The sequence below is a fragment of the Streptomyces violaceoruber genome (assembly GCF_033406955.1).
Lineage (GTDB): Bacteria > Actinomycetota > Actinomycetes > Streptomycetales > Streptomycetaceae > Streptomyces > Streptomyces violaceoruber.
Map to the genome: position 1 here is coordinate 4,427,129 of NZ_CP137734.1, position 20,085 is coordinate 4,447,213.

The 20,085-nt window shown below is 72.4% G+C and carries 19 protein-coding genes and 4 pseudogenes; 13 read left to right on the top strand and 10 right to left on the bottom strand.

What is annotated here, in order from left to right; translation table 11 throughout:
- The first annotated feature begins 70 nt into the window (after nucleotides 1-70).
- From kdpF to R2E43_RS19865, 7 genes and pseudogenes are all read left to right on the top strand, one after another.
- Entirely contained in the window at nucleotides 71-160 is a 90-nt protein-coding gene (kdpF, locus tag R2E43_RS19835; protein ID WP_007451765.1) for a K(+)-transporting ATPase subunit F, read from the top strand.
- A gap of 7 nt (nucleotides 161-167) precedes the next feature.
- Nucleotides 168-1,832 carry a potassium-transporting ATPase subunit KdpA gene (gene kdpA / locus R2E43_RS19840; RefSeq protein ID WP_332056412.1) on the top strand — a complete coding sequence of 555 codons (1,665 nt, stop codon included), beginning with the start codon at nucleotides 168-170 and terminating at the stop codon, nucleotides 1,830-1,832.
- On the top strand, nucleotides 1,829-3,952 hold the full coding sequence (gene kdpB, locus R2E43_RS19845; protein WP_011029187.1) for a potassium-transporting ATPase subunit KdpB: 2,124 nt from the start codon (nucleotides 1,829-1,831) through the stop codon (nucleotides 3,950-3,952). The genes kdpA and kdpB overlap by 4 nt, the downstream gene beginning before the upstream one ends.
- A gap of 5 nt (nucleotides 3,953-3,957) precedes the next feature.
- Nucleotides 3,958-4,635, top strand: a pseudogene (locus R2E43_RS19850) (potassium-transporting ATPase subunit C).
- A 21-nt stretch (nucleotides 4,636-4,656) separates the two neighbouring features.
- A pseudogene (locus R2E43_RS19855) lies at nucleotides 4,657-5,335 on the top strand (sigma-70 family RNA polymerase sigma factor); the annotation flags it as partial.
- Between the two features lie 57 nt (nucleotides 5,336-5,392).
- Nucleotides 5,393-6,616, top strand: coding sequence for an RNA-guided endonuclease InsQ/TnpB family protein (locus tag R2E43_RS19860; protein WP_011029184.1), 1,224 nt, complete (start codon nucleotides 5,393-5,395; stop codon nucleotides 6,614-6,616).
- Nucleotides 6,617-6,696: 80 nt separating this feature from the next.
- Nucleotides 6,697-6,903: pseudogene (locus R2E43_RS19865) on the top strand (oxidoreductase); the annotation flags it as partial.
- Between the two features lie 13 nt (nucleotides 6,904-6,916).
- On the opposite strand, the gene R2E43_RS19870 reads toward R2E43_RS19865, so the two are convergent.
- The 3 genes from R2E43_RS19870 to R2E43_RS19880 all read right to left on the bottom strand — a co-directional run bounded on the left by R2E43_RS19870 (nucleotide 6,917) and on the right by R2E43_RS19880 (nucleotide 9,859).
- On the bottom strand, nucleotides 6,917-7,693 hold the full coding sequence (locus R2E43_RS19870) for a polysaccharide deacetylase family protein (protein WP_319130398.1): 777 nt from the start codon (nucleotides 7,691-7,693) through the stop codon (nucleotides 6,917-6,919).
- Between the two features lie 154 nt (nucleotides 7,694-7,847).
- Nucleotides 7,848-8,159, bottom strand: a complete 312-nt coding sequence (locus R2E43_RS19875) for a hypothetical protein (protein ID WP_136209263.1) — start codon at nucleotides 8,157-8,159, stop codon at nucleotides 7,848-7,850.
- Nucleotides 8,160-8,227: 68 nt separating this feature from the next.
- Entirely contained in the window at nucleotides 8,228-9,859 is a 1,632-nt protein-coding gene (locus tag R2E43_RS19880; RefSeq protein WP_332056413.1) for a PH domain-containing protein, read from the bottom strand.
- Between the two features lie 167 nt (nucleotides 9,860-10,026).
- Here R2E43_RS19880 and R2E43_RS19885 point away from each other — a divergent pair, with 167 nt between their 5' ends.
- The 3 genes from R2E43_RS19885 (at nucleotide 10,027) to R2E43_RS19895 (ending at nucleotide 11,863) form a co-directional block, all read left to right on the top strand.
- Nucleotides 10,027-10,581: a SigE family RNA polymerase sigma factor gene (locus tag R2E43_RS19885; protein WP_003975229.1), complete on the top strand. Its 555-nt coding sequence runs from the start codon at nucleotides 10,027-10,029 to the stop codon at nucleotides 10,579-10,581.
- Entirely contained in the window at nucleotides 10,574-11,194 is a 621-nt protein-coding gene (locus tag R2E43_RS19890; protein ID WP_189283167.1) for a hypothetical protein, read from the top strand. The genes R2E43_RS19885 and R2E43_RS19890 overlap by 8 nt, the downstream gene beginning before the upstream one ends.
- Before the next feature lie 99 nt (nucleotides 11,195-11,293).
- The gene (locus R2E43_RS19895; RefSeq protein ID WP_189283166.1) at nucleotides 11,294-11,863 is read left to right on the top strand and encodes a hypothetical protein; all 570 of its coding nucleotides are present in this window, start codon (nucleotides 11,294-11,296) and stop codon (nucleotides 11,861-11,863) included.
- 34 nt (nucleotides 11,864-11,897) lie between these two features.
- Here the strand turns inward: R2E43_RS19895 and R2E43_RS19900 are convergent, their stop codons facing one another.
- The 6 genes from R2E43_RS19900 to R2E43_RS19925 all read right to left on the bottom strand — a co-directional run bounded on the left by R2E43_RS19900 (nucleotide 11,898) and on the right by R2E43_RS19925 (nucleotide 16,864).
- A complete protein-coding gene (locus R2E43_RS19900; RefSeq protein WP_332056414.1) occupies nucleotides 11,898-13,034 on the bottom strand; it encodes an ABC transporter ATP-binding protein in 1,137 nt (378 codons plus the stop codon).
- The gene (locus tag R2E43_RS19905) at nucleotides 13,031-13,909 is read right to left on the bottom strand and encodes an ABC transporter permease (RefSeq protein ID WP_003975233.1); all 879 of its coding nucleotides are present in this window, start codon (nucleotides 13,907-13,909) and stop codon (nucleotides 13,031-13,033) included. Before R2E43_RS19905 ends, R2E43_RS19900 begins: the two co-directional genes overlap by 4 nt.
- On the bottom strand, nucleotides 13,906-14,715 hold the full coding sequence (modA, locus tag R2E43_RS19910) for a molybdate ABC transporter substrate-binding protein (protein ID WP_332056415.1): 810 nt from the start codon (nucleotides 14,713-14,715) through the stop codon (nucleotides 13,906-13,908). Before modA ends, R2E43_RS19905 begins: the two co-directional genes overlap by 4 nt.
- Nucleotides 14,716-14,891: 176 nt before the next feature.
- Nucleotides 14,892-15,287, bottom strand: coding sequence for a TOBE domain-containing protein (locus R2E43_RS19915; RefSeq protein WP_193485200.1), 396 nt, complete (start codon nucleotides 15,285-15,287; stop codon nucleotides 14,892-14,894).
- Between the two features lie 141 nt (nucleotides 15,288-15,428).
- Nucleotides 15,429-16,076 (bottom strand): dihydrofolate reductase family protein, encoded by a 648-nt coding sequence (locus R2E43_RS19920; protein WP_030870607.1) that lies wholly within the window; start codon nucleotides 16,074-16,076, stop codon nucleotides 15,429-15,431.
- A gap of 374 nt (nucleotides 16,077-16,450) precedes the next feature.
- Nucleotides 16,451-16,864, bottom strand: coding sequence for an arsenate reductase ArsC (locus R2E43_RS19925; protein WP_030870603.1), 414 nt, complete (start codon nucleotides 16,862-16,864; stop codon nucleotides 16,451-16,453).
- Between the two features lie 91 nt (nucleotides 16,865-16,955).
- Here R2E43_RS19925 and R2E43_RS19930 point away from each other — a divergent pair, with 91 nt between their 5' ends.
- From R2E43_RS19930 to R2E43_RS19940, 3 genes and pseudogenes are all read left to right on the top strand, one after another.
- A complete protein-coding gene (locus R2E43_RS19930) occupies nucleotides 16,956-17,264 on the top strand; it encodes an ArsR/SmtB family transcription factor (protein WP_121717174.1) in 309 nt (102 codons plus the stop codon).
- Nucleotides 17,261-18,370, top strand: coding sequence for an ACR3 family arsenite efflux transporter (arsB, locus tag R2E43_RS19935; RefSeq protein WP_332056416.1), 1,110 nt, complete (start codon nucleotides 17,261-17,263; stop codon nucleotides 18,368-18,370). The genes R2E43_RS19930 and arsB overlap by 4 nt, the downstream gene beginning before the upstream one ends.
- A gap of 113 nt (nucleotides 18,371-18,483) precedes the next feature.
- Nucleotides 18,484-19,583 (top strand): annotated as a pseudogene (locus R2E43_RS19940) (ArsO family NAD(P)H-dependent flavin-containing monooxygenase).
- 63 nt (nucleotides 19,584-19,646) lie between these two features.
- Here the strand turns inward: R2E43_RS19940 and R2E43_RS19945 are convergent.
- Nucleotides 19,647-20,015, bottom strand: a complete 369-nt coding sequence (locus tag R2E43_RS19945) for an ArsR/SmtB family transcription factor (protein ID WP_003975241.1) — start codon at nucleotides 20,013-20,015, stop codon at nucleotides 19,647-19,649.
- Between the last annotated feature and the right edge of the window lie 70 nt (nucleotides 20,016-20,085).

The following is a 20,085-nucleotide window of genomic DNA, read 5'->3' on the forward strand; positions in this document are numbered from 1 at the left end:
TGGCCTTCGTCCTCACCATGATCGCGGTGTTCGCGTTCGTGGCCCTTGTCGCCAAGGGGGTGACGAAGCTGTGACCGCGGAGAACGTCGTCGGCCTGATCGTGGCCGTCGCCCTGCTCGGTTACCTCGTCCTCGCCCTGATCCACCCGGAGAGGTTCTGAGCACCGCATGAGCCCCGTCCTCGCCGGCGTGCTCCAACTGCTCGCGCTCACGGCCGCGCTGGCGCTCGCCCACGTCCCCCTCGGCAACCACATGGCCCGGGTCTACTCCTCGCCCAGGCACCTGCGGGTCGAGAAGTGGATCTACAAGGGCATCGGCGCGGACCCGGACACGGAGATGCGCTGGCCCGCGTACCTGCGCGGGGTCCTCGCCTTCTCGCTCGCCGGGGTCCTCTTCCTCTACCTGCTCCAGCGGCTCCAGGGCGTGCTGCCCGGCTCGCTCGGTTTCGCCTCCATCGACCCGGACCAGGCCTTCAACACCGCCGCGTCCTTCGTCGCCAACACCAACTGGCAGTCGTACTACGGCGAGCAGGCCATGGGCCACGTCGTGCAGACCGCCGGTCTGGCCGTGCAGAACTTCGTCTCGGCGGCCGTCGGCATCGCCGTCGCCGTCGCTCTCGTACGCGGCTTCGCGCGGTCCCGCACCGGAGAACTGGGCAACTTCTGGGCCGACCTGGTCCGCGGGGTCGTCCGTGTCCTGGTGCCGATCGCCGCGGTCGGCGCGGTGATCCTGGTGGCCTGCGGGGTCATCCAGAACTTCTCGGGCATCCACGAGGTCGGCCAGTTCATGGGCGGCACCCAGGAGTGGAACGGGGGTGCGGTCGCCTCGCAGGAGGTGATCAAGGAGCTGGGCACCAACGGCGGCGGCTACTTCAACGCCAACTCCGCCCACCCCTTCGAGAACCCGACGCCGTTCACCAACCTGTTCGAGATCTTCCTGATCCTGCTGATCCCGGTCGCGCTGACCCGGACCTTCGGCATCATGACCGGCTCGGTGCGCCAGGGCTACGCGATCCTCGGGACGATGGCCGCCATCTGGGCCGGCTTCGTCGCCCTGATGATGTGGACCGAGTTCGCCCACCACGGTCCCGCGTTGCAGGCGGCCGGCGGGGCGATGGAGGGCAAGGAGCTGCGCTTCGGGATCGGCGGCTCGTCGCTCTTCGCGGTGACCACCACCCTGACCTCGACCGGCGCGGTGGACTCCTTCCACTCCTCCTACACCGGCCTCGGCGGCGGCATCACCATGCTCGGCATGATGCTGGGCGAGATCGCGCCCGGCGGGGTCGGGTCCGGGCTCTACGGCATGCTGGTCATGGCGGTCGTCGCGGTGTTCATCGCGGGGCTCATGGTCGGCCGCACCCCGGAGTACCTGGGCAAGAAGATCGGCACCCGCGAGATCAAGTTCGCCGCCTGCTACATCCTGATCACCCCGGCCCTGGTCCTGGTGTTCACGGCCGCAGCGATGGCCCTGCCCACCCCGGGCGACTCGATGACCAACAGCGGGGCGCACGGCTTCTCCGAGATCCTGTACGCCTACACCTCCGCCTCGAACAACAACGGCTCGGCCTTCGCCGGCCTGAACGCCGACACCCAGTGGTTCAACAGCACCCTCGGCCTCGCCATGCTGCTGGGCCGGTTCGTGCCGATGGTGTTCGTCCTGGCCCTCGCGGGCTCGCTGGCCCGGCAGCAGCCGGTTCCGGCCACCGCGGGCACGCTGCGCACCGAGAAGCCGCTCTTCGCCGGCCTGCTGGCCGGCGCCGTCCTGATCATCACCGGTCTGACCTACTTCCCGGCCCTCGCCCTGGGCCCGCTCGCCGAAGGGCTGGCGGCATGAACACCGACACGCAGAAGCACGAGGACGCGATGTCCACAACCACCCCGGCCCGGGCGCCGCACGACGACGCACCCTCCGGGCAGCAGCCCGGTCAGGGCCGCGTCGGCGCGGGCCTCTTCGAACCGAAGCAGCTGGTCAAGTCGCTGCCCGACGCGTTCCGCAAGCTCGACCCGCGGGTGATGGCGAAGTCGCCCGTCATGTTCGTCGTGCTCGTCGGCTCCGTGCTGACCACGGCCTTCTCCGTCACGGAGCCCGGCGACTGGTTCGGCTGGACGATCAGCGCCTGGCTCTGGCTGACCGTGCTCTTCGCCAACCTGGCGGAGGCGGTAGCCGAGGGCCGCGGCAAGGCCCAGGCCGACACCCTGCGCAGGGCCAAGACCGACACCGTCGCCCGCCGGGCCGACGGCACCACGGTCCCCGGCACCGGCCTCACGGTCGGCGACCTGGTCGTCTGCGAGGCCGGGGACGTCATCCCCGGCGACGGGGACGTCGTCGAGGGTGTCGCCTCGGTCGACGAGTCGGCGATCACCGGCGAGTCGGCGCCCGTCATCCGCGAGTCCGGCGGCGACCGGTCCGCGGTCACCGGCGGGACCAAGGTGCTCTCCGACCGCATCGTCGTCAGGATCACCACGAAGCCGGGCGAGACCTTCATCGACCGGATGATCAACCTGGTCGAGGGAGCGGCCAGGCAGAAGACGCCGAACGAGATCGCGCTGAACATCCTGCTGGCCTCGCTGACCGTCGTCTTCCTGCTGGCCTGTGCCACCCTCCCGCCGTTCGCCGACTACGCGGGCACCCACCTGGACATGATCGTGCTGGTGGCCCTGCTGGTCTGCCTCATCCCGACCACGATCGGCGCCCTGCTCTCCGCGATCGGCATCGCGGGCATGGACCGCCTGGTGCAGCGCAACGTGCTGGCGATGTCGGGCCGCGCGGTCGAGGCCGCCGGCGACGTCTCCACACTGCTCCTCGACAAGACCGGCACCATCACGCTGGGCAACCGGCAGGCGGCCGAGTTCGTGCCGGTACGCGGTGTGACGGAGGCCGAACTCGCCGACGCCGCCCAGCTCTCCTCGCTCGCCGACGAGACACCCGAGGGCCGCTCGATCGTCGTCCTCGCCAAGGAGAAGTACGGCCTGCGCGAGCGCCACCAGGGCGAACTCGTCGGCGCCGAATGGATCGGGTTCACCGCCCAGACCCGCATGTCCGGCGTGGACGCCGACGGCCGCAAGGTCCGCAAGGGCGCGGCGGGATCCGTCGTCGCCTGGGTCCGGGAGCGCGGCGGCTCGGGGACCGAGGACGCGGACACGGCCGTCGAGCGCATCTCCGCGGCGGGCGGCACACCGCTGCTCGTCGCCGTCGAGGACGAGCGCGGCGCCCGCGTCCTCGGTGTCGTCCACCTCAAGGACGTCGTCAAGCAGGGCATGCGCGAGCGGTTCGACGAGCTGCGCCGCATGGGCATCAGGACCGTCATGATCACGGGCGACAACCCGCTGACGGCCAAGGCGATCGCCGACGAGGCGGGCGTCGACGACTACCTCGCCGAGGCCACGCCCGAGGACAAGATGGCCCTCATCAAGCGCGAGCAGGCCGGCGGCAAACTGGTCGCGATGACCGGCGACGGCACCAACGACGCCCCCGCACTGGCCCAGGCGGACGTCGGCGTGGCGATGAACACCGGCACGTCGGCCGCCAAGGAGGCCGGCAACATGGTCGACCTCGACTCCAACCCCACCAAGCTGATCGAGATCGTCGAGATCGGCAAGCAGCTCCTGATCACGCGCGGGGCGCTCACGACGTTCTCCATCGCCAACGACGTCGCCAAGTACTTCGCGATCATCCCGGCGCTCTTCGCGGCCGTCTACCCGGGCCTGGACAAGCTCAACATCATGGGTCTGTCCTCCCCGGACTCCGCGATCCTGTCCGCGGTGGTCTTCAACGCGCTGATCATCCTCGTGCTGGTGCCGCTCGCGCTGAAGGGCGTGCGCTACCGGCCCACGAGCGCCGACCGGATGCTGCGCCGCAACCTCGGCGTCTACGGGCTGGGCGGGCTGGTCGCCCCGTTCATCGGCATCAAGCTCATCGACCTGATCGTCTCGCTCATTCCCGGGATCGGCTGACCGACATGAACACCTCCCTCACCAACGCCGCCCGGCTGTTCACGGCGGGCCTGCGCGCCCTGCTCGTCCTGACCGTGGTCACCGGCATCGTCTACCCGCTCGTCGTCACCGGCGTCGCCCAGGGGCTGTTCCCCGGGAAGGCGAACGGCTCCGAGATCAAGGCGGACGGGAAGGTCGTCGGATCCTCCCTGATCGGCCAGTCCTACAACCTGCCGCTGAAGGAGGGCCAGGAGACTCCGGAGCCGGACCTGAAATGGTTCCAGGGCCGCCCCGCCAACGGCCTCGGCACCAACAGCGTCAACACCCGGTAAGAGCTGATCCTGTCCGGGGCCACCAACCGCTCCGCCGACAACCCGGAACTCGTCCAGTGGGTGAAGGACGCCAAGGCCGCCGTCGTCAAGGACAACTCCGTGCCCGGACACCCCGTGCGGCCCGAGGACGTGCCCGCGGACGCCGTCACCTCCTCCGGCTCCGGCCTGGACCCGGACATCTCCCCGCGGTACGCCGACCTCCAGGTGCACCGGGTCGCCGCGAAGAACGGCCTGCCCGCCGAGCGCGTCCAGGAGCTCGTCGACGAGCACACCACCCCCCGCACCCTCGGCTTCATCGGCGAACCGCGGGTGAACGTCCTCGAACTCAACATCGCGCTCGGGGAACTGGTGGCACCGGGGGCCGGGCACTGAGCCGTGGCTACAATCCGGGCCATGGCCCTGACCGTGAGCGACGTGGAACGGTTCGAGGCCTCCAGGCACCGTCTGGAGGCCATCGCCTACCGCCTCCTCGGCTCGGCGAGCGAGGCGGAGGCGCCGTGCAGGAGACGTTCCTGCGCTGGCAGGCGGCGACGTCGCACGCGTCGAGGTTCCCGAGGCCTGGCTGACGAAGGTGCTCACCAACCTGTGCCTCAACCAGCTCACCTCGGCCCGCGCCCGCCGGGAGACCTACGTGGGCCAGTGGCTGCCCGAGCCGCTGCTCGCCGGGGACCCGATGCTCGGTCCCGCGGAGACGGCCGAGCAGCGCGAGTCGGTCTCGCTGGCGGTCCTCGCCCTGCTGGAGCGGCTCGCACCGGGCGAGCGGGCGGTGTGCGTCCTGCGTGAGGCCTTCGGCTACCCGCACCGGGAGATCGCCGCGATCCTCGACATCACGGAGGACGCCAGCCAGCAGACCCTGCACCGGGCCAGGAAGCGCGTCGCGCGGGGCAGGGCCCGTACCGAGGTCGACGCGGCCGCGGCCCGGCGGATCGTGGAGGAGTTCCTCGCGGCGGCCACCAGCGGCCGGACCGAACCGCTGGTCCGGCTGCTCACCGAGGACGCCGTGTCGATCGGCGACGGCGGCGGGAAGGTCCCGGCCCGCGCCAAGGCGTTCGAGGGCGCCCGCGCCGTGGCGATTATGGGAACGAGTGTACCGGTTACGCATGGGGCGGCCTCTTCGTACGATCTTCGCATGCAGCTTCGGTACGCGTTTCGGGTGTACCCGGACGCCGGTCAGCGTCTCGCGTTGGCGAGGGCGTTCGGGTGCGCCCGGGTCGTGTTCAACGACGTGGTCCGTGCCCGTGAGGACGCCCGCAAGGCCGGCCGGCCCTTTCAGACGGCCGCCGGACTGTCCCGGAAGCTGATCACCGAGGCGAAGCGGACAGCCGAGCGGTCCTGGCTGGGTGAGGTGTCCGCAGTAGTGCTCCAGCAGTCCCTTCGCGACGCCGAGACCGCGTACCGCAACTTCTTCGCCTCCCTGAAAGGCACCCGCAAGGGCCCCCGGGTCGGCCCGCCCCGCTACAAGTCCCGTAAGGATGCCCGGCAGTCCATCCGGTTCACCGCCAACGCCCGCTGGAGCATCACCGACAGTGGCAGGCTGAACCTGCCGAAGATCGGTGCGGTGAAGGTGAAGTGGTCCCGCACCCTGCCCACCATCCCCACGTCCGTCACCGTGATCAAGGACGCGGCAGGCAGGTATTTCGCCTCCTTCGTCGTCGACACCGACCCTGCTGCCGACCGGGTTCGGATGCCCGACGCCGACCGCACCGTCGGTATCGATCTCGGCCTCACTCACTTCGCGGTCCTGTCCGACGGCACGAAGATCGGCTCTCCGCGGTTCCTGCGGCGCGCGGAGAAGAAGCTGAAGAAGGCCCAGCAGGAGCTGTCCCGCAAACAGATGGGATCGAAGAACCGCGATAGGGCCCGCCTCAAGGTTGCCCGCGCCCACGCCAAGGTCGCCGACGCGCGCCGCGAGTTCCACCACCAGCTCTCCACGCGGCTGATCTCCGAGAACCAAGGGATCGCCGTGGAAGACCTGTCGGTGGCGGGACTGGCCCGGACCCGGCTGGCCAAGTCCGTGCACGACGCGGGATGGTCCTCCTTCGTCGGCATGCTCAAGTACAAGGCTGAGCGGTACGGCCGCACCCTGGTCGTGATCGGCCGGTTCGAACCGACCTCCCAGACCTGCTCCACCTGCGGGGTGAAGGACGGGCCCAAGCCCTTGCAGGTCCGGGAATGGACCTGCACCGCCTGCGGCACCGTCCACGACCGGGACCACAACGCTGCGATCAACGTGAAACAGGCCGCCGGACTGGCGGCATCGGCCTGCGGAGCGCCGGTAAGACCGGGAGCAATCCCGGCACAGCGCGAAGAAACAGGAAGCCACGGACTCCCGACCGAACCCCGTGCCGCGTAGCGGCACGGAACTCTGCCGGGAAGGCCAGAATCCTCGGGCTTCAGCCCGAGGAGCTAGTCAATTCAACCAGTGCATCTCGCTCGCTGGGCCGCGGTCAGGGCCTGATCCAGTACGTGACCGCCGACGACCGGGCCGTGCGCGGGGCGCTGACCGGACGGATCGCCGCCCTCTACAAGGAACTCGTCTGCAAGTCCGCGGCCTGGGGCGTCGCCAACCCGACCCTGGGCATGCCGACCCGGCGCCGTCCGGTCGTGGCCCACGTCCCGGAGCCCGCCCCGACGGTCTGAGTGACCGCCGTGCTCAGCGCACCGGGAACCCGAAGGTGCGGCCCTGCTCCTTCAGCCAGGGCAGGACCTGCCGCAGGGCTTCGACGGTCTGGGTGCGGTCGCCCCCGGCGTCGTGGAAGAGGATGGTCGGGCCGTTGGACAGCTCCCGCTTGACGGTGGCGACGATGGCGTCCGAGCCCGGCCGCTCGAAGTCCTTGGTGTCCACGTTCCAGCCCAGCGGGCGCATGCCGTGGGAGGCGGCGAGCTTGCGGCTGTAGGGGGTGAACGCCCCGCCGGGGGCCCGGTAGTACACCGGACGCACGCCCCCGGACGCCTCGATGATCATGCGCTCGGCGTCGAGGATCTCCTTGGCCTGGTAGGCCTCGGACTTCTTGTCCATGGCGGTGTCGTGCGACACCGTGTGGTCGCACAGCCGGTGCCCGGCCGCGACGACGTCCTTCACGAGGTCCGGGTGGGCCTCGGCCTGAAGGCCCGTCATGCAGAAGGTGGCCTTCACGCCGTACTCCTCCAGCAGGTCGAGCACTTGAGGCGTCCAGGCGGGGTCGGGGCCGTCGTCGATGGTGATGTTCACGCCGTTCGGCCCCGCGTCCGAGGCGTGCGCGATGCCGATGTCGACGGGCTTGGCCTCGCCGCCCGGCGTGGCCGACGCGGACGCCCGCGGCGTCGGGCCGCCGCCGACGGAGTCGGCCTGCGCGGTCCACACCGAGGCGCCGACGGCGAGCATCGTCACACCGAGCGCCGCCCCGACCACCTTGCCGTACCAGCCCCGTCCACCACCGTGCCGCGCCATGTCCGCCGCCCCGCCTTCGCGTAGTTGCTCGCCGCCGGTCCCCGTCGCGTCGGGGACCACATGACAGGACGGGAGAAACCCGCCGCGGGATCCCTCCGTTACCGATCACGGACAATCCCGGGGGAGTTCGCGGACAACTCGGCGGGGCTACGGCTCACCCGTGGGCGAGGTACTCCCAGAAACAGGCCCCGGCTCCTGTGCAAGCCGTGCCCGACCCGATCATCCAGTACAGGGAGAAGGTGTTGAGGGGGACCTTGTCCCAGGGCTTCTCCTCCTGTTCCCGGATGTCGGCCGCGACCTTCCTGGCGATCGGCGCCAGCACGACGACGAACGTGAGCAGGACACCGCTGTAGACGTAGAGGGTGTGCGGGACGGAGTAGCCCTTCACCGTGGCGTCGGGCAGCAGGAACAGCCAGCCGGCCAGCGGGGCGGCGAACATGCGCAGCCGGGCCTTGGACGTCGGCATGCACCAGTACATCGCGGCCGTGTAGACGACGGTGGCGCCGAAGGCGATGAGCCACCAGTCCGCCGTGCTCAGTCGAACAGAGGTGATCGCGGGCCCCTTTCGGGCGGAAGTCCGGGCAGTCCCGCCGCCCCGGTGTCCGTGGCGGCTCCCGCCGCGCCCAGGGCGTGCAGGATGCGGGTCAGGTCGGCCGGGGCCGCCGCGAGGCGGACCGGCTCGCCCGCGTCGTCGAGTTCGGCCACGTGCCAGCCGCGGGGCACGCCGTCGCCGTCGCCGCCGCGCGGACGCCGTACGCCCTTGACGGTGAGCCGGTGCGCGGGGACGGGCCTCGCCGCGAACCGCCCCGGCCCGGGGTGGGGGACGACGGCGGGCGGGCCGTCGCCGAGCACGACATGGGTGCCGAAGTGGTTCGGGTTGTAGTCGGTGCTCTCCAGGAAGCGGGCGGTGAGGAACACGTCGCCGGCGGCCTCCCGGGGCACGGCTCCGGTCGCCCCGGCCGTCCCGGTCGACGGGGCCTTCGTGGCGGCCCGCGGCGGGCGGATCCGGGTCGCGCGCCACGCCAGGACGAGGAGGCCCAAGGTGATCAGGGAGCCCGCGGCCGCCCAGGCGAGGGGCCCGGGGGAAGCCGGCGGGCCCATGGGGTGGACGTAGCAGAACGGCAGCAGCCACAGCGCGGTGACGACCAGAACGCCCGCGAACGGCAGCGCCGACGGCAGCACCTCGTCGTCGGGAAGCCGGCGCCCGCGCCGGTGCACCAGCACCCGGGCACCCGGATACCCGGCCGCGAGGGCGAGCCCGGCGGCGAGAACGGCCACCGAACCGGCGCTGGTGAAGTGCTCGCGCCACACGTGGTGTTCCGCCGCCACCACCCTCACCTGACCGCGCCACAGAGTGAGTTCGACGCGGTCACCGGCCCGGAACCCCTGGGCGCCCTCCCGCGAGACCGTGAGCCGGTCCACCGGCCGGCCGTCGGTGAAGTAGAGCCGGCTGGGCTGCTTCGCCCGGCCCACCTCGGTCCGCGCGATCACGGCCGGCCGGGTGGTGAGGCACGCGCCGCGCTCCGCGGACGCCGCCCCGGCGGCGCACGGGACCGCCGAGTCCCACGCCTCCTTCGCAGCCCCCGTGACCGGGACGAACCACGCGGCCAGCCCGGCCCCCGCGAGCAGCAGCAGGCACAGGAACAGCGGCCCGGCGGCGCCCCGCCCCGCGGTCCGCCTGGAGATGACGGCGAGATGGTCCGACTCGGGGTTTCCGTGCCGACGGTGCAGGGCGCGCAGCGCGTCCAGCGTCGCGTCGAAGTCCGGCCGGTCGTCCCGGGATCCGGACACCGGCAGCGGCAGCCGCCGCGTCCGCCCGTCGCGCAGCAGCACACCGACGCGGAAGTACTCCTCCCCGTGCCGCCCGTACTGGATGTGGACGCGCAGGTCGGCGATGTCGTCCCACGGCATGCTCCGGTGACGGCGCAGCAGCGAGCCGTAGCGCACGCCGTACGCGTCGGCGCCCACCTCGAGGGTGACCCCGTGGAGGAATGCGACGCCGACCAGAGCGGCCAGCAGCCCGCCGCCCACCCACCAGTCCGCGAACGCACCCGAGTACACCAGGCGCCCCGCGGCCAGGACGGCCCCGGCCGCGCCCACCCCGACGCACACCCACAGGGGCCGCCTGCGCGGGGAGCGGACGCTCACTTCCTGGCCGACGGTCATGCGCGCATGGTGCCACCGGCCGCGACGCCCCCGCCTGTACGGCTTCCGGCAGTGTTCCGGCCCGCCAGGCTGCCGGGGGCCGGTGCGCGGACGGACCGGCGCCGACGACGCGGGCTCCTTGTGGCGGAAGGCGGCCGGATGGCACCGTGCAGCCTGACGGGGGAGACATGCGACCACCAGACGAACCGCGCACCGGCCGGGGTGCGGACACGCACGAGTTCGACGCCTTCTACGCCGAGAGCGTCGGCCGGCTCATCGGTCACCTGTACGCGATGACGGGCGACCTCGCCGAGGCACAGGACGTGGTCCAGGAGGCCTTCGCACGGGCCTGGGAACGGCGGACGGAGCTGGATCTGAACGGTGCCCCCGAGGCGTGGGTGCGCACGGTGGCCTGGCGGCTGGCGGTCAGTCGGTGGCGGAAGGTGCGCACCGCGCTCGCCTTCGCCCGGCGCCAGGGACCGCCGGCCCCCGTTCCGCCCCCGGAACCGCACCACGTGCTGCTGGTCCAGGCGCTGCGGCAAATACCCGAGGCGCAGCGACGGGCCGTGGTGCTCCACCACCTGTGCGACCTGACGGTCGAGCAGGTGGCCGCCGAGGTCGGCAGTCCGGTCGGTACGGTCAAGGCGCAGCTGAGCCGGGGCCGGGCGGCGCTTGCCCGGCTCCTGTCCGACACCGAGCTGGATCCGCGGACGAGTCGCCTGCCGGAGGTGCGACATGGCTGACAGGCCAGGACCGGGCCCAGGAGCGGGGCCAGGACCGCTGCCCGGACTGGAGGAGTCCCTGGCGGACCTCGCCGAGTCGGGCCGCCGGCACGCGGCGCCGCCGGCCCCGGAGCGGATCCGGGCGCGCGGCGAGCAGCGCCTGCGCCGCAGGCGGGCCGCACTGGCGTCCGGCGGCGCGCTGCTGGCCGCGGCGGTGGCCCTGGGCGGCCTGTCGCTGGTCCGGGCCGCCCGGGACCCCGAGCCGCCCGCCGTCCTCCCGACGGCGGCCGCTTCGCCCTTCGTGCCGCCGGTGCCCGCTCCGGGAGTGGAGTACGCCGAGGAACTGGCCTACGTGTACGACGCGGTGGCGGAGGGCGACACGGTGCGGGTCACCGTCGAGCCGCTGCGCACCGTGCGGGGCGGGGCGACGCCCACGGGCGAGGTGCACACGCTGACCCTGCCGCGGGGGACGCCGGTCGAAGCACGGCGGCTGTCCGGCGGGAACCCGGCGGACCTGCGACTGGACGAGCTGCTGGACCGGCTGGCCGCCGGGCGGAAGTGGGCCTTCGCGATCGACTACGACGGCGAGGGCCGCGTGCACTCGCTGCGGGAGGCGTACTGGCTCGGCGACTGATCCCGCGGGAAAACCCGCATCAGGATGCAACCCGACGGGTGGGCCGGCGCGTAGAGAGTGCGTATCCAGAACGCACCACGTCCTTGGGGGGACTTCATCATGCGCGTCGCACACCGCCGGACCACCACCGTCCGCTGCCTCACCGCCCTCACCGCCCTCACCGTCGGCCTGCTGGCCCTGACCGGCTGCGGCGGACCGGACGACGGACAGGCCGCGGCCGCCGCCACCGCGTCCGTGACCTCGGAGGCGCCTGCCCCGTCGCCGGACGGGACCGCCCCGAGCACCTCGCCGAGCGCCACCGCGGCGAGCGCCACCGCGGCCCGCTGGGCGGGCACCAAGCAGTTCGTGCAGATCGACGACGCCCGGACCGGCGACGGACGGACCTACCTGTCGGTGCGGCCCGCCGAGAAGAAGCCCCACCCCCAGTTCGAGGCATGGGTGATCGTCCCGGGCGAGGGGCCCTACACCGAGGTGAGCATGACCGAGGACGCCCAGGTGCTCCTGTCGGTCCCGCTCGGCGACGCGAAGCACCCCGCCGCGTACGCCCAGGACGAGTTCGTCAGCCGCCTGACGGCCCGGCCCTCCTCGGACCGTGCGCTCCTCGGCTACGACCTGAGCTTCGACGGCCAGGGCCGAGTCACCAGGGTGCAGTCGCTGTACACCCCCTGACGGCCGGGCGCCGCCTGTCGGCGGCGCCCACGCGTCAGTCGCGGTAGGCGTGGGTCTGCGTGGCCTTCACCGCGGCCCAGACGGTGGCGCCGGGGTGCAGGTCCAGTTCGGCGGCGGCGAGCGTGGTCAGGTCGGCGGCGAGGGGGAGGTCACCGGTGAGGTCGGCGCGGATCTGGTCGCCGTGGGTCTCCAGACCGGCCACTTCGCAGCGCCAGACGTTGCGGGCGCTGGAGCCGGTGGGACGCTCCCGGTGCAGGGTGACGGCGCTGGGCGGGAAGGCGACGAAGGCCGGCCCGGTCAGCTCCTCGGTGGTCGTGATCGCGGGCCCGCCCTCGAGCCGTACCGTGTGGCCCTCGGCGCGGCCCCGGTAGAGGTTGAGCCCGACCAGGTGGGCGATGTAGTCCGTGCGCGGACGGCGGGCGGTGTGGGAGGGGGTGCCCTCCTGGACGACGTGGCCGTCCTCGACGACGACGAGGTGGTCGGCGAGGACCATGGCGTCCAGCGGGTCGTGCGTGACCAGCACGGCGACGGCCTCGAAGTCGGCCAGATGGCGGCGGAGTTGCGCGCGGACGTCGAGGCGGGTGCGGGCGTCGAGGGCCGCGAGCGGTTCGTCGAGGAGCAGCAGCCGGGGGCGGGTGGCCAGGGCGCGGGCGAGGGCGACGCGCTGGGCCTGGCCGCCGGAGAGCCGGCGCGGTTTGGCGGCGGCGTGCCCGGCGAGACCCAGGCGCTCCAGCCAGGCGGCGGCCTGCGTCCGGGCCTGCGCCTTGGTCGCGCCCCGGCAGCGCGGCCCGAAGGCCACGTTGTCGAGCGCGGTCAGGTGCGGGAAGAGCAGGTAGTCCTGGAAGACGACCCCGACCGGCCGGGACTCCGGCGGCGTACGGTCCAACTCCGCGCCGTCGAGCCGCAGATGACCGTCCGAGAGCGGGACGAGACCGGCGAGGGCGCGCAGGGCGGTGGTCTTCCCGGCGCCGTTCGGGCCCAGCAGCGCGACGACGTCGCCGGGGGCCGCGGTCAGGGCCACGTCGAGTCGGAAGCCGCCCCGCTCGACGACGAGCCGCGCGTCGAGCCCTCCGTCGACAGCCCGGTCCCCGGCGGCCGTGCTCGCCCGCGCGGTGTTCTTCCCGGTGTTCCTACCGGTGTTCTTCCCGGTGTTCTTCTCGGTGTCGGTCATGAGGCGGTCATCCAGCGGTCGCGCAGTCCGGCGAGTACGGCGACGGACACGGCCAGCAGTACCAGGCTGAGGGCGACGGCCGCCTCCGGGTCGCTCTGCAGGGCGAGGTAGACCGCCAGCGGCATGGTCTGGGTGCGGCCGGGGAAGTTCCCGGCGAAGGTGATCGTCGCCCCGAACTCGCCGAGTGCCCGCGCCCAGGCCAGCACGGCACCGGCGGCGATCCCGGGCGCGATCAGCGGCAGCGTGACCCGCCGGAACGCGGTGAAGCGGGAGGCGCCGAGGGTGGTGGCCGCCTCCTCGTAGCGGGGGTCGGCGGCGCGCAGGGTGCCCTCGACGCTGATGACGAGGAACGGCATCGCCACGAACGCCTCCGCGAGGATCACGCCGGTGGTGGTGAACGGCAGCGTGATCCCGAACCAGGAGTCCAGCCACTGCCCGACGACGCCGTTGCGGCCCAGTGCCATGAGCAGGGCGACACCGCCCACCACCGGCGGCAGCACCAGCGGCAGCGTCACCAGGGCCCGGACGAGACCGCGTCCCGGGAACTCCACTCGGGCCAGCAGCCAGGCCAGCGGTACGCCGATCACCATGCTCACCACGGTCGCCGCCGTGGCGCAGATCAGCGACAGGCGCAGCGCCTGCCACACCTCGGTGCTGGTCAGCAGCTCGGGCATGCTCGCCCAGGGGGCCCTGATCAGCAGGGCGACGAGGGGGAGCACCAGGAACGCCAGGCCGATCAGCGCGGGCACGAGCAGCGGCAGCGGAGCACCGCCTTGGACCTGGCGGCGCCGCGACCCGCCCGCGCGCGACCCACCCGTGCGCGACCCGCCCGCGCGGGGGCCGGCCGAGGCACCGGTCCGGTGCGGAGTGGTCACGGCGCCGTGAACCCGGCCGCGGTCAGGACTTTCTGCCCCGCGGCGGACCGCACCAGCTCGATGAACGCCTGGCCGACGTCCGCGTTGGGGGCGTCCTTGAGCAAGGTGATCGGGTAGTCGTTGACGGCCTTCGCCGACTCGGGGAACTCCACGCCCGCCACCTTGTCACCGGCCGCCTTCACATCCGTCCGGTAGACGACCGCGGCGTCGGCCTCCTTGAGGACCACCTTGTTGAGCGCCGACTTCACGTCCTCCTCGTAGGAGGCCGGGGTGAGCTTCAGACCGGCGGCGGTGAGCGCCTTCTGGGCGGCGGCTCCGCACGGCACCGTCCTGTCGCACAGGACGACCTTGAGGTCCGATCCGGTGAGGTCCTTGAGGGAGGCGACCCGGTCCGGGTTGCCGGGCAGGGTGGCGATCTCCAGCCGGTTGCGGACGAAGGCGACCGGCGTCCCGGCGGCGGCATCCGCGTCCGTGACGGCCTTCATGGTCCTGGGGCTGGCGGAGGCGAACACGTCGGCCGGTGCCCCGCTGGTGATGCCCGCGGCGAGCGAGTCGCTGCCGCCGAAGTTGAAGACGACCTCGGTGCCCGGGTGCCGCTTCTCGAACTCCTCGCCCAACTCGGTGAAGCTCTCCGTCAGCGAGGCCGCGGCGAAGACGTTCACGGTCCCGGACAGCCCGTCCGAACCGCCGCCCGACGAGGCCGCGCCGGAGTCCGACGACGAGCAGGCACTCAGGGCCACCAGCGCGGCGGCACCCGCGCCGGTCACCTGAAGCGTCCGGCGGATCCGGCGCGCGGAACGGTTCATCACGAGTCCACTCCCGAAGGTCGGGGCCCGAAGGGCAGGGCGAAGGTCAGGGACAGAACACACGCCGAGCATACTGCCGCAGATGCAAGCCGAAAGTCTTCTGGTGCTTCGCATGAGCGGGAGCATCGATCTCTTCGCCTGGCATGTGCGTTCGTACGGCGCGCTGTCCGGCCGGCTCAGGCCCGGTCGACGTGCACGTTCGTCGACTTCACGCGGGCGGTGGCCTCCACCCCGACCTCCAGCCCCAGCTCCTCCACGGCCTCCCGGGTCAGCAGTGAGACCAGCCGGTGCGGACCGGCCTGGATTTCCACCTGGGCCGCCACGTCACCGAGCTTGATCGCGGTGACGATGCCGGGGAAGGCGTTGCGCACCGAGGTCCAGGAGGCGTCCTCCTCACCGCTCCCGCTCTGCGCGAGTTCCACGGAGAAGGCGGCCAGGTCCTTCCCGTCGATGAGCCGCTTCCCGGCCTCGTCGCGATGGGTCGCCACCCGGCCCGCGTCCGCCCACCGCCGCGCGGTGTCCGGGCTCACGCCGAGCAGCCGGGCCGCCTGGCCGATCGTGTATGCCTGCATGGCCGCCAAGATAGATCAGCGGCGGGAGGGGCCGTCACCGTCCCGGGACGGTGACGCGTCCACGGCGTTCCGGGCCCGGGCGGCGGCCGGCGCGTCGAGACGCCGCGCCGACTCGCCTCCGGACCGGGCGTACCCCTCTTGTCACCGACGCCAGAAGAGGTGGTGCGTGACGCCGCTCGGGCTGGGCACGACCTCCATGTGGTAGCGGTCCAGCAGTTGCTCGGGCGAGTCCCAGAGGCGCAGCCCGGACCCGAGCGTCACCGGCGCGACGGCCACGTGCAGGGTGTCGACGAGGCCGGCGTCGAGGAACTCCCGGACGGTGGTCACACCGCCGCCGAGCCGGACGTCCTTGCCCCGTGCGGCCTCCCGCGCCTGCGCGAGCACGGTGGCGGGATCACCGTCCACGAAGTGGAACGTGGTGTCGGAGAGCGTGAACGACGGACGCGCGTGGTGGGTCAGGACGAACACCGGCGTCCGGAACGGCGGCTCGTCACCCCACCAGCCCTGCCACTCGTGGTCCTGCCACGGGCCGCGCTGGGGCCCGAACTTGTTGCGGCCCATGATCTCGGCGCCGATGTGGTGGCTGAAGTCCCGGGTGAAGTAGTCGTCGAGGCCCCGGGTGCCGCCCGGCTCGGTGCGGTTGGGCCAGTTCGCCGTGGCACCGGCCCAGGCGAAGAGCTGCCCCGGATCGACGTCGTGGCCGAAGGGCCGCTCCAGGCTCTGGTCCTCGCCGGCGGCGACGCCGTCGCGCGAGACGGTGAAGTTCTGTACGCGCAGTAGCTGATCCATGCGTTCCCTCATCAGGTCCTGTGGGTTCCTGGCGATGCGTCCCACATCAAGATGTCGAACGGGACGCGACGGGATCGACAGCGGCGCGCGAGTACTTCCGGAAGGCGCCACGGACCCCCCGGGTTTCCGGGCTTCATCCGCCGAACGTGACGCCGGCCCGGCCTTCCCGCACAGCAGCGAATCCGTGCGGGAAGCCGGCAGGGTTTCCGACCTCGGTCGTCGTGGCGGGCGCACCGCCGACGAAGGCGGCCGTCGGTACCTGGCTCCGCCGAGGACGAGCGGCCGGAGCCGGGCGCGGGCGGGGTGGAGGGCCGCGGTGCAGCCCGCCGGGCCCGAGCCGATGATGACGACGTTGCGGACGTCCGTGGCCGCGCTCAGGACTGCGGCCGCGGCGCGATCTCCTTGATCAGGCCCTCGACCAGCACCCTGATCTCGTCGCGGATCGGGCGGACGGCCGCGACGCCCTGGCCGGCCGGGTCCGCCAGCTGCCAGTCCAGGTACCGCTTGCCGGGGAAGACCGGGCAGGTGTCGCCGCAGCCCATGGTGATGCAGACGTCGGACTCCTTGACCGCGTCCACGGTCAGCATCTTCGGCACCTCGGCGGAGATGTCGATGCCGACCTCGCGCATCGCCTCGACGGCGGCGGGGTTGACGTTCTCGCCCGGGTTCGAGCCGGCGGAACGGACCTCGACGCGGTCCCCGGCCAGGTGGGTCAGCCACGCGGCGGCCATCTGCGAGCGGCCGGCGTTGTGGACGCAGACGAAGAGCACGGAAGGCTTGTCGGGCATCAGGAGGTCTCTCTGTCTCGCGACGGCATCAGGCGCGCATGACGTCAGCACCCGATGGTGTCAGCCGCCACTGATGTGACAGTATCAGCGCATGATGACGTCAGTCGACACTGACCTGATCCGGGTGCTGGCGGACCCGCTCAGGCTGCGGATCGTGACCCTGCTCGCACGGGAGACCCTGTGCACCACCCACCTCGTGGAGGAGACCGGCGCCCGGCAGACCAACCTCTCCAACCACCTGAGAGTGCTGCGCGAGGCCGGCGTCGTCGAGACCGAGCCGTGCGGCCGCTACACGTACTACAAGCTCTGCCCGGACGTCATCGCCTCGCTCGCCGGCCGGTTCGCCGGCCTGGCCGAGTCCGCCCGTACCGCCGCCGAGAACAAGAGGGCCTGTCCGTGACCCGCACCGAAGCCCCCGCGACGACCGCGGAGGAGCCCTCCGTCGTCGCGAAACTGTCGACGCTCGACCGCTTCCTCGCCGTCTGGATCCTCATCGCCATGGCCGTCGGGCTCGGCCTGGGGCGGGCCGTCCCGGGCCTCGACGACGCCCTCGCCAAGGTCGAGATCGGCGGCATCTCCCTGCCGATCGCCGTCGGCCTGCTGGTGATGATGTATCCGGTCCTGGCCAAGGTCCGCTACGACAAGCTCGACGCCGTCACCGGCGACCGCAGGCTCATGGCCTCGTCGCTGGTGATCAACTGGATCGTCGGCCCGGCGGTGATGTTCGCGCTCGCGTGGATCTTCCTGCCCGACCTGCCCGAGTACCGCACCGGCCTGATCATCGTCGGCCTGGCCCGCTGCATCGCCATGGTCATCATCTGGAACGACCTCGCCTGCGGAGACCGCGAGGCCGCCGCCGTCCTGGTCGCGCTGAACTCGGTCTTCCAGGTGCTGGCGTTCGGCCTGCTCGGCTGGTTCTACCTCGACCTGCTGCCCGGCTGGCTCGGCCTGGGCGACGGCGAGCACCTGGACATCTCCATATGGAAGATCGCCCTGAACGTCGTCATCTTCCTCGGCGTCCCGCTGCTGGCCGGCTTCCTCACCCGTCGCATCGGCGAGAAGCGGCTCGGCCGCGAGAGGTACGAGTCCCGGTTCCTGCCGAAGATCGGGCCCTGGGCGCTCTACGGCCTCCTCTTCACGATCGTCATCCTCTTCGCCCTCCAGGGCAGGACCATCACCTCGCAGCCCTTCGACGTCGCCCGCATCGCACTGCCGCTGCTGGTGTACTTCGCCGTGATGTGGGCCGGGACCTTCCTGCTGGGCAAGGCGATCGGCCTCGCCTACGACCGCACGGCCACCCTCGCCTTCACCGCCGCCGGCAACAACTTCGAGCTGGCCATCGCCGTCGCCATCGCCACCTTCGGCGTCACCTCCGGCCAGGCCCTGTCCGGCGTCGTGGGACCGCTCATCGAGGTGCCCGTCCTGATCGGCCTGGTCTACGTGTCCCTGGCCTGGCGCAGGAAGTTCACCCCGTCCGCGCCGGCCACTGAGGGCAGGGGCCACTGATGCACCCGCACGGTCCGGCGCATCACGGGCACGGCGGCGGCGCGGGAGGTGCGGACGGCGCGGGAGGTGCGGACGGCCCCGGAGGTGCAGGCGGCAGGCGTGGCACGGGTGGCATGACACAGCACACCGACGTGGTGGTGATCGGCGGCGGCCAGGCGGGGCTCGCCGCCGGCTACCACCTGCGCCGCCAGGGCCTGGACTTCGTCGTCCTCGACGCCCGGGCCACCCCGGGCGGGGCCTGGCGGCACGCCTGGGACTCGCTCCACCTGTTCTCCCCCGCCGCCTTCTCCTCCTTCCCCGGCCGCCTCATGCCGGCGCAGCCGGGCGAGGAGTACCCGGAGGCCGGGCACGTGGTGGCGTACCTGAGCGACTACGAGAAGCGGTACGGCCTCCCCGTGCGGCGGCCGGTCCAGGTCACCGGCGTACACGACGAGGGACGGCTGCTGAGGGTCGAGACCGACTCCGGCACCTGGCACGCCCGCGCGGTGATCAGCGCGACCGGCACCTGGTGGCGTCCCTTCCTCCCCGCCGTCCCGGGCCGCGGCGACTTCGCGGGCCGTCAACTGCACACCGTCTCCTACCGCGGACCGCAGGACTTCGCGGGCCGGCGCGTGATCGTCGTCGGGGGCGGCAACTCGGGCGCCCAGATCGCCGCCGACCTCGCGTACGACACCGAGCTGACCTGGGTGACCCGGCGCCCGCCCCGCTACCTCGCCGACGACATCGACGGCCGTGCCCTCTTCGACGCGGCCACCGCCCTCCCCCACTCTCGGCTTCGCTCGAGCGGGGGGACCCCCATCGCGCCCTCGACGCCGGCCGCGCCGACACCGCAGGCGTCGCATCGCTGGGCGACATCGTCGCCGTACCGCCGGTGCGCGAGGCCCGGGACGCCGGGCGGCTCAAGGCGTCCCCGATGTTCGAGCGCCTGGACCGCGACGGTGCCGTCTGGGCCGACGGCACGCGGGCGCCGGTCGACGCGGTCATCTGGTGCACCGGCTTCCGCCCGGCCCTCTCGCACCTGGCGCCCCTCGGCCTGCGCGGCCGGCGCGGGCACATCGCCACGGTGGGCACGCAGGCCGCGGACGAGCCACGCCTGCACCTCCTCGGCTACGGCGACTGGACCGGCCCCGCCTCCGCCACCCTCATCGGCGTCGGGCGTCCGGCCCGCGACGCGGCCCGCGCTGTCGCCGAACTCCTCAACGCGTCAAGGTGATCCGCGTGCGATCGGCCGCAAGGGCGCGGACACGGGGATGACGACAGGCCCGGCCGGGGCGGGCTACCGGACGGTCAGCAGTTGCCCCATCGCCGCCAGCACCGACGGCTCGACCCGGTAGTAGACCCAGGTGCCGCGCCGCTCGGAGGTCAGCAGGCCGGCTTCCTTGAGCTTCTTCAGGTGGTGGGAGACGGTCGGCTGGGAGACGCCGACGTCGGAGATGTCGCACACGCAGGCCTCGCCGCCCTCGTGCGAGGCGACGGATGAGAAGAGACGCAGCCGTACCGGGTCCCCGAGCGCCTTGAACATGCGCGCCGTCCGCTCGGCCTCCTCGGCGGTGAGGGGGCGCTCGCTCAACGGCGGGCAGCACGGCACCACCGCGGCGTCGGGGGCCTCGGGTTCCAGGAGCGGCAGCGCCTTGACGTTCGACATACGTCTATGTTGACACACGTCGAACCAGGGTGTCCGGGCTCAGTGGGCGCGAAGGCAGGCGGCCGGCCCC

What these genes read in the sequence shown, in the direction of transcription:
- R2E43_RS19915 (WP_193485200.1), bottom strand. Translation starts at nt 15,287, where the DNA reads ATGCAGGCATACACGATCGGCCAGGCGGCCCGGCTGCTCGGCGTGAGC.
- R2E43_RS19885 (WP_003975229.1), top strand. Translation starts at nt 10,027, where the DNA reads ATGCGACCACCAGACGAACCGCGCACCGGCCGGGGTGCGGACACGCAC.
- R2E43_RS19860 (WP_011029184.1), top strand. Translation starts at nt 5,393, where the DNA reads ATGCAGCTTCGGTACGCGTTTCGGGTGTACCCGGACGCCGGTCAGCGT.
- R2E43_RS19895 (WP_189283166.1), top strand. Translation starts at nt 11,294, where the DNA reads ATGCGCGTCGCACACCGCCGGACCACCACCGTCCGCTGCCTCACCGCC.
- R2E43_RS19870 (WP_319130398.1), bottom strand. Translation starts at nt 7,693, where the DNA reads ATGGCGCGGCACGGTGGTGGACGGGGCTGGTACGGCAAGGTGGTCGGG.
- kdpB (WP_011029187.1), top strand. Translation starts at nt 1,829, where the DNA reads ATGAACACCGACACGCAGAAGCACGAGGACGCGATGTCCACAACCACC.
- R2E43_RS19900 (WP_332056414.1), bottom strand. Translation starts at nt 13,034, where the DNA reads ATGACCGACACCGAGAAGAACACCGGGAAGAACACCGGTAGGAACACC.
- R2E43_RS19920 (WP_030870607.1), bottom strand. Translation starts at nt 16,076, where the DNA reads ATGGATCAGCTACTGCGCGTACAGAACTTCACCGTCTCGCGCGACGGC.
- R2E43_RS19880 (WP_332056413.1), bottom strand. Translation starts at nt 9,859, where the DNA reads ATGACCGTCGGCCAGGAAGTGAGCGTCCGCTCCCCGCGCAGGCGGCCC.
- R2E43_RS19925 (WP_030870603.1), bottom strand. Translation starts at nt 16,864, where the DNA reads ATGCCCGACAAGCCTTCCGTGCTCTTCGTCTGCGTCCACAACGCCGGC.
- modA (WP_332056415.1), bottom strand. Translation starts at nt 14,715, where the DNA reads ATGAACCGTTCCGCGCGCCGGATCCGCCGGACGCTTCAGGTGACCGGC.
- R2E43_RS19930 (WP_121717174.1), top strand. Translation starts at nt 16,956, where the DNA reads ATGATGACGTCAGTCGACACTGACCTGATCCGGGTGCTGGCGGACCCG.
- kdpA (WP_332056412.1), top strand. Translation starts at nt 168, where the DNA reads ATGAGCCCCGTCCTCGCCGGCGTGCTCCAACTGCTCGCGCTCACGGCC.
- R2E43_RS19890 (WP_189283167.1), top strand. Translation starts at nt 10,574, where the DNA reads ATGGCTGACAGGCCAGGACCGGGCCCAGGAGCGGGGCCAGGACCGCTG.
- R2E43_RS19945 (WP_003975241.1), bottom strand. Translation starts at nt 20,015, where the DNA reads ATGTCGAACGTCAAGGCGCTGCCGCTCCTGGAACCCGAGGCCCCCGAC.
- R2E43_RS19875 (WP_136209263.1), bottom strand. Translation starts at nt 8,159, where the DNA reads ATGCCGACGTCCAAGGCCCGGCTGCGCATGTTCGCCGCCCCGCTGGCC.